11 protein-coding genes are annotated in these 12,686 nt (G+C 72.4%); 4 read left to right on the top strand and 7 right to left on the bottom strand.

Annotated elements, in window-relative coordinates:
* Nucleotides 1-73: 73 nt before the first annotated feature.
* Together MXD64_RS13225 and MXD64_RS13220 are read right to left on the bottom strand one after the other, a co-directional pair.
* Entirely contained in the window at nt 74-1,054 is a 981-nt protein-coding gene (locus MXD64_RS13225; RefSeq protein ID WP_263136554.1) for an alpha/beta hydrolase, read from the bottom strand.
* The gene (locus tag MXD64_RS13220; RefSeq protein ID WP_317629831.1) at nt 1,047-2,579 is read right to left on the bottom strand and encodes an MFS transporter; all 1,533 of its coding nucleotides are present in this window, start codon (nt 2,577-2,579) and stop codon (nt 1,047-1,049) included. Before MXD64_RS13220 ends, MXD64_RS13225 begins: the two co-directional genes overlap by 8 nt.
* Before the next feature lie 167 nt (nt 2,580-2,746).
* On the opposite strand from MXD64_RS13220, the gene MXD64_RS13215 reads away from it, so the two are divergent.
* A complete protein-coding gene (locus MXD64_RS13215) occupies nt 2,747-3,109 on the top strand; it encodes a hypothetical protein (RefSeq protein WP_071251986.1) in 363 nt (120 codons plus the stop codon).
* A gap of 115 nt (nt 3,110-3,224) precedes the next feature.
* Here MXD64_RS13215 and MXD64_RS13210 read toward each other — a convergent pair whose 3' ends face one another.
* Both MXD64_RS13210 and MXD64_RS13205 read right to left on the bottom strand, forming a co-directional pair.
* Nucleotides 3,225-4,187: a glycoside hydrolase family 16 protein gene (locus MXD64_RS13210; RefSeq protein ID WP_235045699.1), complete on the bottom strand. Its 963-nt coding sequence runs from the start codon at nt 4,185-4,187 to the stop codon at nt 3,225-3,227.
* A 282-nt stretch (nt 4,188-4,469) separates the two neighbouring features.
* Nucleotides 4,470-5,663 (bottom strand): alpha-hydroxy acid oxidase, encoded by a 1,194-nt coding sequence (locus MXD64_RS13205; protein WP_042538277.1) that lies wholly within the window; start codon nt 5,661-5,663, stop codon nt 4,470-4,472.
* 226 nt (nt 5,664-5,889) lie between these two features.
* Here MXD64_RS13205 and MXD64_RS13200 point away from each other — a divergent pair, with 226 nt between their 5' ends.
* Together MXD64_RS13200 and MXD64_RS13195 are read left to right on the top strand one after the other, a co-directional pair.
* A complete protein-coding gene (locus MXD64_RS13200) occupies nt 5,890-6,816 on the top strand; it encodes a metallophosphoesterase (protein WP_042538276.1) in 927 nt (308 codons plus the stop codon).
* Between the two features lie 198 nt (nt 6,817-7,014).
* A complete protein-coding gene (locus tag MXD64_RS13195; RefSeq protein WP_263136553.1) occupies nt 7,015-8,076 on the top strand; it encodes an NADP-dependent oxidoreductase in 1,062 nt (353 codons plus the stop codon).
* Nucleotides 8,077-8,128: 52 nt separating this feature from the next.
* Here the strand turns inward: MXD64_RS13195 and MXD64_RS13190 are convergent, their stop codons facing one another.
* From MXD64_RS13190 to MXD64_RS13180, 3 genes are read right to left on the bottom strand one after another with little or no spacing between them, the layout of a single operon-like run.
* Nucleotides 8,129-8,989: an ABC transporter permease gene (locus tag MXD64_RS13190; protein ID WP_017888447.1), complete on the bottom strand. Its 861-nt coding sequence runs from the start codon at nt 8,987-8,989 to the stop codon at nt 8,129-8,131.
* Entirely contained in the window at nt 8,976-9,953 is a 978-nt protein-coding gene (locus MXD64_RS13185) for an ABC transporter ATP-binding protein (protein ID WP_042538200.1), read from the bottom strand. The genes MXD64_RS13190 and MXD64_RS13185 overlap by 14 nt, the downstream gene beginning before the upstream one ends.
* Nucleotides 9,950-11,026 (bottom strand): LolA family protein, encoded by a 1,077-nt coding sequence (locus MXD64_RS13180; protein ID WP_140449047.1) that lies wholly within the window; start codon nt 11,024-11,026, stop codon nt 9,950-9,952. The genes MXD64_RS13185 and MXD64_RS13180 overlap by 4 nt, the downstream gene beginning before the upstream one ends.
* 125 nt (nt 11,027-11,151) lie before the next feature.
* Between MXD64_RS13180 and MXD64_RS13175 the strand changes: the two genes are divergently transcribed.
* Nucleotides 11,152-12,633: an FGGY-family carbohydrate kinase gene (locus MXD64_RS13175; protein WP_042538198.1), complete on the top strand. Its 1,482-nt coding sequence runs from the start codon at nt 11,152-11,154 to the stop codon at nt 12,631-12,633.
* Nucleotides 12,634-12,686: the final 53 nt, after the last annotated feature.

Here is a 12,686-nt window from a genome sequence, read left to right as displayed (position 1 = left end):
AGGCACGGTGCCAGCTGGCACCGTGCCTCCCGTCAGGTTCCGTGTGGGCTTCCGGGCCTCGGACTGCCCGCGCTCAGGCGGACTGGCCGAGGAGGCCTCCGGTGAACTCGCGCAGGGCCCGGGTCGCACGCTGCGACAGGGTTGCCTCCGGCATCACGCTGGTCGACCCGTGGAACGCTCCCGGCCAGACGTGCAGTTCCGCCTGGACACCAGCGGCCCAGAGCGCGCTGGCGTAGGCGACGGTCTCGTCGCGGAACACCTCGGTGCTGCCGCAGTCGACGTACGCGGGCGGGAGCCCGGCGAGGTCCCTCGCGCGGCCGGGGGCGGCGTAGATCGACACGTCCTCGCCACCCCGCCGGTCACCGAGGTAGGCGTCCCAGCCGAACCGTGTCATCTCCCGGTCGGCGACCCCGACACCGTCGAACTGCCGAGCCGACAGGGTCGCGTCGCGGTCGTCGAGCATGGGACTCACGAGCACCTGGCCGATCACGGTCGGCCCCTGTCGGTCGCGGGCGAGGAGGGCCGTGCCTGCGGCGAGACCGGCACCGGCGCTCTGCCCGACGAGGACGATGCGCTCCGGGTCGATGCCGAGTTCGTCGGCGTGCTCGGCAGCCCAGACGAGTCCGGCGTAGCAGTCCTCGACCGGGTAGGGGTCCGGGTGCTCCGGAGCCAGGCGGTAGTCGGGGCTGACCAGGACGACGTCGTGCACGAGCAGCCACTCGTCGTAGGAGTCGAGGTTGCCGAGGTGGTGGCCGAACATCATGCCGCCGCCGTGGATCGCGTAGGCCAGGGCGGCCGTGCCGGTGCGGCCGGTGCGCTGGATCACGGCGAGGTCGATCGGGTCGCCGCGGTGCCCCGGGACCGTGACGCTGCGGCGCTCGAGGCCGCGAGCACGCAGTCCTTCGTCGAGCTGCGCCTCCGTCATGTCGAGCTGGCGCATCTGCGGCAGCATCTGGGTCGTGAGGTGGAAGCGGCCGCGCGCGTCCATGGCGGTGAGGAAGGGGACGAACTCAGGATCGAACGGCGGGCGGGGGAGGGCGATGGTGTCAGACACGGGAGGGCTCCTCGGTGATGGTGGTCTGGTCGGTGTGTGCGGGGGTGGGGTCGGCGCGGATCGGACTTTCCCGGTCGTCGCTCGTCCGGGCTCGGAGCATGCCGACCACGACGAGCAGGGCTGCGATCACGGCGAGGCCGAGACCGGCGATGGTGAGAGCGTCCTGGAACCCCTCGAGCCGGGCGGCGGTCCAGATGGTCGTGGTGATGCTCCCGGCGACGAAGGCTGCGACGATCGTCCCCGCCGTGGCGACCGCAACACCGCTCGCGAGCTCGCTCGAGGTGTCGACGAGCGCGGCCCCGACCGACGTGCGGTCCGCGGGGAGGCCGGTGAGGACGGAGGCGCCGGCGACGACGCCCACCACGCGCATGCCAGCAGCGACGAGCACGAGCGCGACGAGCACCCACGGGTACCCGTACCGGCTCAGGGTGCCGAAGACCACGAGGCCTGCGACGACCGAGACGGCGCTCGTCCAGGCGGCGCGGCCCAGGCCGACCCGCTGCACGATCGGTCCGACGAAGCGGCCTCCCACGAGCAGCACGACCACCTGCGGCAGCGTTCCGACCGCGGCCAGGGCCGGCGGCCAGCCCCAGGCGAACTGCAGCTGCAGGGTCACGAGGTACGACAGCCCCGCGACGGCGAGACCCGACGCGGCCTTGAACGCCAGTCCGCTCGAGACCAGTGGTCGAGCGAGCAGGTGCAGGTCGATCAGCGGGTGCCGGGCGGTCCGCTCCCGGACGACGAACCCCACCGCGCAGGCGACGGTCAGGGCGAGGGCGGCCCACCCCGACCAGTCAGCGGCTCCGGACTCGACCAGGATCGTCGGCGTCACGAGCGCCCCTGCGGTCGTCGCGGTGCCGAGCAGTGCCCCGATCACGTCGACCGGGTCGCGGCGGAGCCCTGCAGCATCGTCGCGGACGACACCGAACCGGATCCCGACGAGCGCGAGGACCGCGATCGGCACGTCGGCCAGCAGCAGCACCTGCCACGGCGCGACGGCGAGCACGAACCCGCCGACGGTCGGCCCGATGGCCAGACCCACGAGTCCAGCCGTCGAGATGACGGTGAGCGCCCGGACCCGGAGCCCTTCGTCGTCGAAGAGCCGGAACGCCAGCGCCATCGACCCGGGCGTCGTCATCGCCGCAGCGACGCCCATCGCGACCCGCACGGCGATCAGTTGCTCGGTCGACGTGACCACCGCCGTGGCGAGGCTCGCCAGGGCCAGCAGGACGAGCCCGGCGAGCATGACCCGGCGGCGACCGATGCGGTCGGCGACGGCGCCGAACAGGAGCATCAGCCCGCCGAAGGCGACCGAGTAGGCACCCGAGACCCACTGCAGGCCCGTCGTCGACGAGCCCAGGTCGCGACCGATCGTGGGCAGGGCGACGTTGAGCACGGAGTTGTCGAGCATCTCGAACAGGAACACCGCCGACAGTCCGGCGAGGGCGATCCATGCGTCGCGCAGACGAGGAGACAGGCCACCGGCGGGCACGTGCCCGGGGCTGCGAGGGGAACTGGGGGACACGATGGCGCACTCCTTCGAGGGAAGAAGTGGCGACTCGTTCGATGCCGCGTGCTGGTGCGTCGCAGATCGCGGCGCCTTTTACCTCAGTGATCCAGACCATACACGGACCGACCGGTCGACGGAAGTCCGCGCGCGGGAGCGGTCGCCGCAGGACCTACCCTGGACGGATGCTCTCCCGCCGCGAAGCCGCCGTCCGGCTCGACATCCCCCTCGAGATGGCGACCCGCCACGGCATCCCGTCGCGCCTGAGCGAAGCGGAGCTCGACGCGATCGAGCAGGACCCGCCCGCCTGGCTCGTGCAGTCCCGCGCCAACCGCACCGGCACCAAGAAGGTCTGGGCCCGTCTGGAGTGCGTGGTCTGCGGCTTCGACGAAGAGGCACGTCCGAAGAAGTGGTGGCCCGAGTGGGACTACTTGATGTGCGACTACCACGCCCCGTACCAGGCGCCCGAGCCCACCGCCGGGCTGACGCGGCGCGAGGTCGAGGGCATCGGCAGCCGTTTCATCGCCCTCGTCGACGAGAAGCCCTAGCCCACAGGCTCCGCCGGGCGCGCTGCGGCAAGCAGACGCGACCACGCAGACGGACGGGAGGCCCGGTGCCAGCTGGCACCGGGCCTCCCGTCCGTCGTGGTGCGGCCTGCGGACGCTACTCGGTCGTCGAGACCCAGTCGATGAGCAGGTTGCCCTGCTCGCCCCAGTTGCCGACCTGGAACATGAAGCGGTGCGGGGTGGTCGGCACGTCGTCCGTGACGGTGTCGAGGACCGTGCCGTCGACGCTGTAGGTCACGGATTCACCGGGCACCCAGTCGACCTTGTACGTGTGCCACTCGCGCCACGAGACACCGGTGCCGACCTGGACCCGGTCGGACTCCTTGCCCGGGGTCATCGAGTGGTGGAACGCCGAGGGGCTGTCCTCGAAGTTGCCCTCGGGGAAGTCGATCTCGCCGTCGGACCACACGTTCGACGTCGGCCACAGCATGAAGGCCGCGCCGTTGCCGTCGCCGCCGGTCGCCTTCGCGCGCACCGAGAACGAGCCGCCGACGTGGTCCCAGGCGCCGTCGGAGGAACCGAAGGTGCCGGCCGCTCCGGCACCGGTGCCGAGGGCGACGTCCATCACGCCGTCGTGGACCGAGACGGTCTTGCTCGGCGCGTAGATGCCCGAGGTGCCGTCGGGGTACGGGTGCCACGACTGCGGGTAGAGCGACTGGACCAGGCCGGTGACGGCGTTCGTGGTGAAGTCCTCGACGAACGGGGCGTCGGGCGCGAGTGCGGACAGGTCTGCGGGGGAGGCATCGGCGTCCGGGGCAGCGTCCACTCCGGGTTCCGCATCGGGCGCGGGCGCGGGCGCGGGTTCGGGTTCGACGACGGGCGCGGTGTCCTCGACCGGCGCGGAGTCCTGCGTGGGCTCCGCCTCCGGGGTCCACTCGTCGGTGGGGGCCGTGGGCTCCATCTCGTCCGGGACCGGTGTCGGGGTGGGGTCCACCGGGGCGTGGTGCCGGTGGCGCTCCCCGTCCCAGCCCCACCAGGTGCGGGCGGAAGCGGCGGTCGGGACGCCGAGGACCAGGGCGCCGGCGGTCGCGGCCGCCAGGATCGCGCGGTGGCGGATCATCGGGTGCGCCCGTCGGTGGCCGCAGAGGCGGTCGTGGACCGGGAAGTGGACGGGTGTCGTGGGGTCGTGTCGCGCGGCGGCGTGCACGTGCTTCGGGTCGAGATGTCGGGCTCCTCGTGGATGCTCGGGCGCAGGATGCGGGGAGGGACGGACGCAGCAGCCGGCCGGGTGCCGAGGGTTTCGTTGACGCGTCCACGCACATCTTGCATCATCTGTGACCCGTTCGGGGGGTGTCACGGAAATCGACCGACGAACATCCGGTGGCCGCAGTTGAACGCGCGATCAGGCCCGGGGAATCGGCTGCAGGCGCTGCAGCTGCGTCACGTGTCCCGGCTCGAGCTCGTCGAGCGAGGCCACCCCGAGCAGCCGCATGGTCCGCTCGATCTGCTCGGACAGGATCTGGATCATCCGGTCCACCCCGGCCTCGCCGCCGGCCATCAGCCCGTACAGGTAGGCACGGCCGACCATCGTGAACGTCGCGCCGAGGGCCACGGCGGCGACGATGTCGGCGCCGGACATGATGCCCGTGTCGAGGTGCACCTCGGTGTCGTTGCCGACTTCCTTGACCACGGAGGGCAGCAGGTGGAACGGCACCGGTGCCCGGTCGAGCTGCCGACCGCCGTGGTTCGACAGCGTGATCCCGTCGACCCCCAGGTCGGCGAGGCGCTTCGCGTCCGCCAGGGACTGCACGCCCTTGACGACGACCTTGCCCTGCCACTGGTCGCGGATCCAGGCGAGGTCCTCGTAGGTGACCGTCGGGTCGAACATGTGGTCGAGCAGCTCCCCGACGGTGCCGGACCAGCGGTCGAGCGACGCGAACGCCAGCGGCTCGGTGGTCAGGAAGTCGAACCACCACCACGGCCGCGGGATGGCGTTCACCACGGTCCGAGCGCTCAACTGCGGCGGGATCGAGAACCCGTTCCGCTTGTCCCGCAGCCGCGCACCCGCGACGGGGACGTCCACGGTGACCAGGAGCGTGTCGAACCCGGCCTGCTGGGCCCGGGAGACCAGCGCCATCGACTTCTCGCGGTCCTTCCACATGTACAGCTGGAACCAGTTGCGGCCGTGCGGGTTGGCGTCGCGGACGTCCTCGATCGCGGTCGTGCCCATCGTGGACAGCGAGAACGGGATGCCCGCTCGCCCGGCCGCCCGGGCTCCGGCCCGCTCGCCCTCGGTCTGCATCATCCGCGTGAAGCCCGTCGGCGCGATGCCGAACGGGTACGACACCGGCGCCCCGAGCACCTGACGCGAGGTGTCCACCTTCGACACGTCCCGCAGGATCGCCGGGGTGAACTCGATGTCCTCGAACGCCTGCCGCGCACGGGCGAGCGAGATCTCCGCCTCGGCCGCGCCCTCGGTGTAGTCGAACGCGGCCTTCGGGGTACGGCGGGCGGCGATGTCCCGCAGGTCCCAGATCGTCAAGGCCTGTTCGAGGCGCTGACGCCGACCCGGCAGCGACGGCTTCTTGAACTGCATGAGCGGCGCGAGGTCCCGCACCGTCGGCAGCTGCCGCTTGACCCGCGTGCGAGCGGCGGACGCAGGTCCGGTCGCGGGTGCCGGTGCCCCGGTGGCGGGGTCGATCCGGTGCTGGTCGTCCGTCGAGGTCATGCAGACATCCTACGTCTCCGGATCGATCGAGGGCAGAGACGATCTGCCGTGGCCGCCGCACCGGACTGACGGGGGCCGTGGCTACCGTGGACGCATGCAGCCGCCAGCAGCCGGGACCCTCCGCATCCTCCACCTCTCCGACACCCACCTGACCGGCGACGGGGCCCTGCACCAGGGCGCGGTCGACACCACGGTCGCGCTCGAACGGCTGCTCGCCCACGTCGACGACGTCCCCGGCATCGGGCTGGTGGTGGTCTCCGGCGACGTCTCCGAGGACGGCAGTCCCGAGTCCTACGCCACCGTGCGGGACCGCGTCGGCGGCTGGGCGCAACGGCACGGTGCAGCCCTCGTCGCGGTGCCCGGCAACCACGACCTGCGCGAGGGCTTCCGTCAGGTCCTGACCAACGGGCACGTCCTGGGCGAGGGCGGCGCGGCGCTCGTGCACACCATGGAGTACCTGCCGCCGACGGTCCCGGTCTCCGGGCAGTCGGTCGTGGCCGGTCGCCGGATCGTGACCGTCGACACGAGCGTGCCGGGTGCCGGGTACGGCGAGCTCAGCGACACGGCGCTCGAGCACCTGCGCACGGCCCTCGCCGACGCGGACGGCGCAACCGACGCCCCGCACGGCACCGTCGTCGTCCTGCACCACCCACCGCTGCCCGCCCCGACCGAGCTGCACGAGGCACTCCGCCTGCAGAACCCCGAGGCGCTCGCCGACGTCATCCGCGGTTCCGACGTCCGCGTCGTCCTCGGCGGCCACTACCACCACCACTTCGCCGGGTCGCTCGCCGGCGTCCCGGTCCTCGTCGCCCCCGGCGTCGCGAACGACACCGACGTCGTCGGCCCCTACGACGAAGAGTCCGCCGTCGTCGACAGCGGCGCACTCGTCGTCGACGTCGCCGCGGACGGCTCGGTCTGGTCCACACCGGTCCGCGTGCCGCGCGGCGACGCCGACCCGCGGGCCTTCCACCTCGACGCCGAGACGGTCCGGTCCGTCATCGCGGCCGCCGGCAAGCACTGATCCGAGCGCCAGCGGGCGCCGCGCCCGGTCGTTGCGTGCGGTGCACGCGCGTCAGGACGGACGGGAGGCCCGTGGCGGGGCCGCCACGGGCCTCCCGGCCGTCGTCTGGTCGCGTCCACAGCCGCGGTACCCCGCGTCTTCGGGTTGCATGCGGGAACACCGAGTAGCACGGACGCACACCTGAGCGAAGGAGCACCCATGCGAGTCGGCAGTGCAGTGCAGTACGACCGGTACGGAGACTTCGACGTCGTCGAGCTCGTCCCCCAGGAGAAGCCCACGGCAGGTCCGGGCGAGATCGTCGTCGAGATCGTGGCCGCGGGCCTGAACCACATCGAGCGGTTCCTGCGCGAGGGGAAGCTCCGCGACCACGTCGACCTCGAGTTCCCCGCGCACCAGGGTGTCGACTTCGCCGGCATCGTGCGCGCGCGGGGCGACGGCGTGAAGGACCTCCGCATCGGCGACGAGGTGATGGGACACGCGCCGACCGGCGGCGCCCACGCCACCTGGATCGCGGTGCCGCGCGGCGCCGTCATCAAGAAGCCGGAGCACGTCGGGTGGGAGGTCGCCGGCGGCCTGTACCTGGCGGGCTGCACGGCGGTGTCGATCGTCCGGTCGCTGCGGCTCGGACCGCAGGACACCGTCGTCATCTCGGCCGCGGCGGGTGGCGTCGGGCACATCGAGTGCCAGTTGGCGCACGACGCCGGCGCGACCGTGATCGCCCTGGGCAGCCCGCGCAACCACGACTACCTGCGACAGATCGGGACGCTGCCCGTCGCGTACGGCGAGGGCGAGGAGGACCGCATCCGCGACATCGCCGACGGACGGCCCATCACCGCGTTCATCGACAACCACGGCGAGAGCAACGCCGAGCTGCTGGCCGAGCGCCTCGGCGTCGGGCAGGAGCGGTTCGTGTCGTCCGAGGAACGCCGGGACATCGAGGTCCGGTTCCTCCGCGCGCCCGCCGACGACGAGGAGACCCGCGAGCTGCTGACCCTGCTGGCGAAGGCCGTGCAGGACCGTCGCGTGCAGGTCCTGATCTCGGGCTTCTACCCGTTCGAGTACATCGTCGAGGCGTACGAGGACCTGGCCGAGATGAAGTCCCGCGGCAAGGTCGTCATCGGGATGCAGACCGTGGAGACCGGGGCGCGGCTCGACTGGTACCGCTCCGAGAAGGCGCGTGACCTGCGCGACCGGTACGCCGATGCGCGGGGGACCGAAACGGAGACGATGGCCGGCGGATCGGCCTCGCCCGCGAGCTGAGCGAGCTGAGCGTTGCCGGGGCCCGGCACCTTCGTGCCGGGCCCCGTCCGCGTCAGCTCAGGATGTCCTTCGAGGCGAACCGGCTGTACGCCAGCGCTCCGAACACCACGACGTACCCGAGCTGCAGCACCGCGTTCGACCCGAACGAGTCGAACGAGATCGGGTCGCGCAGCAGGTCGCCGAAGCCGAGCCACTGGTGCGAGAACAGGTACGGGTGCAGCCAGTCGAGCTGGGGGAGCTGGTCGAGCACCTGCGACGCCCCGGCGAGCACGACCGTCGCCGCCATCGCCCCGACCGGCACGTTCGTCAGGGTCGAGGCGAACATGCCGATCGCCACGAGCCCGAGCATCGACATCGCGACGTACAGCGCGAGCAGCAGGGCCCGGCCGGCGTACGACCAGCCGTCGACCTGCGTGCCGGACAACAGCGTGACCGGCCCGATCGGGAACAGCACGGCACCGATCGCGGCGCCGACCAGCACGACCAGCAGCGTGGCGGCCAGGCAGAACGCGACGGCGCCGACGAACTTCACCAGGACGAACCGCACCCGGCCGGTCGGTGCGACGAGCAGGTAGCGGATCGTGCCGTGGCTGGCCTCGCCCGCGACGGTGTCCCCGGCCACCACACCCACGGTGAGCGGCAGGAACAGCGGGATCGACACGGTCAGCGCGGTGAACGCCACGAACAGCCCGTTGTTGGTGATGTCGCCGAGGAACGCCGGCCCGCCGTCGTCGCCGTCGGTGGTCAGCCGCACGGCGACCGCGATCAGGATCGGCACGAGCGCCAGCGCCCCGAGCATCGCCCAGGTGCGGCGTCGCCGGAACACCAGCGCGAGCTCCGAACCGAGCAGTGCGAACGTGCGCTGCCGACGGCGCACGGGCACCTCGCGCACGGCCACGTCAGGCTGCGACATCGAATCCCTCTCCGGTGAGTGCGACGAACAGGTCCTCGAGGGTGCCACCGCCGACGTCCAGGCCACGGACCCGGACGTCGGCGCGCACGAGTTCGGCGGTGATGGTCTCGGGCAGCAGCTCGTTCGGCAGGTCGGCCACGAGCACGTCGGCCCCGCCGTCGTGCCGAGGAGTCAGCCCGAGCCGCGTGAGGACGGTGCCGGCCTGGCCGACGTCGGGCGTCCGCACGGTCACGGTCCGGGCGCCGGCTGCGCGCAGCTCGTCGAGGGGGCCCTGCGCGACGATCTTGCCCGTCCGCATGACGGCCGCGTGCGTGCAGACCTGTTCGATCTCGGCCAGCAGGTGGCTCGACACGAACACCGTCGTGCCGTCGTCGGCCAGGGACCGGATCAGGTTGCGGACCTCGCGCGTGCCCTGCGGGTCGAGGCCGTTGGTCGGCTCGTCGAGCACCAGCAGGTCACGCGGCGACAGCAGGGCGTTCGCCAGGCCGAGCCGCTGCTTCATGCCGAGGGAGTACGCGTGCGCCTTCTTGTCGGCCGCGTGGGTCAGCCCGACACGGTCGAGTGCACCGGCGACGCGGGCCTTGCGCGTTCGCGGGTCGGACGTGGGGTCGGCCGCGTCGAAGCGCTGCAGGTTCGCCCGACCGGACAGGTACGGGTAGAAGGCCGGCCCCTCGACGAGCGCGCCGACGCGGGGCAGGACGTCGTGCAGCGCCTTCGGCATCGGTTCACCGAGCAGTTCGATGGTGCCGCCGCTCGCGCTCGACAGACCGAGCAGCATCCGGATGGTGGTGGTCTTGCCGGAACCGTTCGGCCCGAGGAACCCGAACACCGCGCCGCGCGGCACCGCCAGGTCGATGCCGTCGACCGCGCGCTGCTTGCGGAACACCTTCTGGAGGCCCGTGGTGCGGATCGCCAGGTCGGGCGCCGGCCCGGCCGTGCTCACCTGGTGGTCGGCCGTGCTCACTTCGCGGCGTCGACCAGGGAAGCCACCGGCACGGCGCCCGCGAAGACGCGGCCGTCGTCGGTCAGGTAGACCGACACGAGCGACGTCTGCACCGCGCGGCCGCCGTCGACGGGCTTCGTCAGCTGGTCGAGCAGGCCCGAGGCGTCTCCGTCGAGCCCGGACTGGTCGGCGGTGCCCGTGGGGAGCTCGGCGATGGTGCCCCAGCCCGTGCCCGTGAAGGTCGGCTCGTCACCGCTCGGGGTGCCACGGCGGTCGCCGTGCTCGCCCTTCGTGTGGGTGCCGGCGTCGGACAGGTCCTTCTCCGTCACCTTCGCGTTCGACGGCGGGGTGAAGTCGAAGAGCCGGGCTGCCGGGGCGCCGTAGTCGAGGCTGGTGAACCCGACCTGCACCGCGGGCTCGTCCGCGCCGGCGGCCTGGACGCTCGCACGGAGCGGGAGCCCGGTCTGCTGGTCGACGGCCAACCGGACGGCTCCGACGAGGGTGTCGGACGACTTCGGGGTCAGGGTGATCTGCCAGGCGTCGTGGCCGGCGACGCTGACCTGGGTCGGCTTCGACACGGTGGTGGTCGGGGTGATGGCGTCGATGGCCTGCTCCGCGATGTCGGCCGGGGTCGTCGTGCCGTCCTGCGGGTCCTTCGCGGTGTCGCTCGGCAGCGTCACGTGCGTGGCGGTGCGCTCCTTCGAGTCCCAGGTCCAGACGTCGGAGCCGTTCCGGACGACGTCCTGCTCGGCGAGCTGCTGCGTCAGCTGGACGCGCTGCTTGTCGGGGCCGTCGACGTAGACACGGGCGGTGTGCGACGCGGTGAGGAGTCCGAGCACGTCGGAGGCGTCGCCTTCCACCGAGGAGCCGCCGGACCCGGTGGGCAGTTCGGGGAGCCCGAGCGCGCTCGTCTGCGAGAGCTTGCCCGAGTACTGGGCATCCGACGACTTCGCGATGCTGGCGATGACGGCCGCCGCAGTGGGGTTCGTCCCCGCGATCGGGTCGTTCGCGGCGTTCGCGATCATCGGCGCGGCCACGGCGCCGGCGACGACGACCGGTGCGATGACGGCTGGCAGCCAGGCTGACTTCTTCATCGGGTTCCCCTCGTGGAGCATTCGAGTCGTGGGTACCGTACGTCCGGCCCCCGACAGGCAGCTGGGCGTCGCTCGTAGACTCGTGGGGCGACCGGCGGCGGTCGTGTGGCGGCGAAGGAGGCGGCATGCGCGCGGTGCTCGGTCTGGACATCGGGACGTCGAGCACGAAGGCCTTGCTGGCCCGGTTCGACGGCACCGTGCTCGCCGAGGTGAGCCGTCGCCACGAGGTCGACCGCCCCGAACAGGGCCTGGTCGAGATGGACTCCGACGTCTGGTGGGAGGAGTTCACGTCGCTCACCCGCTCCCTGCTCGACCGTGTGCCCGACGTCGAGGTGCAGGCGGTCGGCGTGAGCGGCATCGGACCGTGCGCGCTGCTGACCGACGTCGACGGTGCGCCGCTCGGTCCGGCGATCCTGTACGGCATCGACACCCGGACGGCGACGCTGCTCGACGACGTCACGGCGGAGCTCGGCGGCGAGGGCGCGATCCGCGCCCGCTGCGGGTCCGCCCTGAGCACGCAGGCCGCCGGCGTGAAGCTCGCCTGGCTCGCGCGGCACGAACCCGACGTCTGGGCGCGGGCCGTACGGTTCACGATGCCGTCGTCCCGCGTGGTCGAACGGCTGACGGGGGAGTACGTCCTCGACCACCACTCGGCCAGTCAGACGACACCCCTCTACGACGTGCACGCGAACGCCTGGATCCCGGAGTGGTGCGACCGACTGGCACCCGGTCTCGCGATGCCTCGCCTGCTGTGGTCCGGCGACCAGGCGGGCGTCGTGACGCCCGAGGCGGCCGCGGCCACGGGCCTCCCGGCCGGCATCCCCGTGACGGCCGGGACCATCGACGCCTGGGCCGAGGGCGTGAGCGTCGGCGAGTCCGTGCCGGGCCGGATGTTCCTGCAGTACGGCACCACGATGTTCATGATCGTGCCGACGGCCGAACCCACGTCGGTGCCGGGCATGTGGACGACCGTCGGCACGCACCCGGGGCAGCCGAGCGTGTCCGGTGGGATGGCGACCTCCGGGGCGATCACGGACTGGCTGCGACGGCTGGTCGACGGCGAGTGGTCGACCATGCTCGAGGAAGCGCGGTGCTCCGGCATCGGGGCGAACGGGCTGCTGATGCTGCCGTACTTCGCGGGGGAACGGACGCCGATCGCCGACCCGGACGCTCGCGGCGTGCTCGCGGGGTTGACAGTCCGGCACACGCGCGGCGACATCTACCGGGCGACGCTCGAGGCGACGGCGTACGCGGTACGGCACCACCTCGAGGCCCTCGGCGACGCGGGGGTCGAGGTCCGCGAACTCGTCGGGGCTGGCGGCGGGCTGCTCGGACGGCTGTGGCCCACGATCGTGTCGGACGTCACCGGGCTGCGGCAGACGGTGCCGAGCGTGACGATCGGTGCGTGCTTCGGCTCGGCGTTCCTGGCGGCCGAACTCGTCGCGGGGCCGGGCGACACCGTGGACATCGGTGCGTGGAACCCGCCGGCGACGGTGATCGAGCCGGACCCCGAGGCGACGGCGGCGTACGAGGCGGGGTACCGCGACTACCGCGACCTGTACGAGGCGACGAAGGCCGTCGTGCACCGCTTGGCCGCGCGGGGCTGATCGGCGGCGGTGCCGCTCCGCGGAACACCGGTGTTCGCGTGCCGAACACCCGA

The organism is Curtobacterium sp. Arg-1, from assembly GCF_025643395.1.
GTDB lineage: Bacteria > Actinomycetota > Actinomycetes > Actinomycetales > Microbacteriaceae > Curtobacterium > Curtobacterium poinsettiae.
This window is presented reverse-complemented; position numbering and strand designations above follow the sequence as displayed.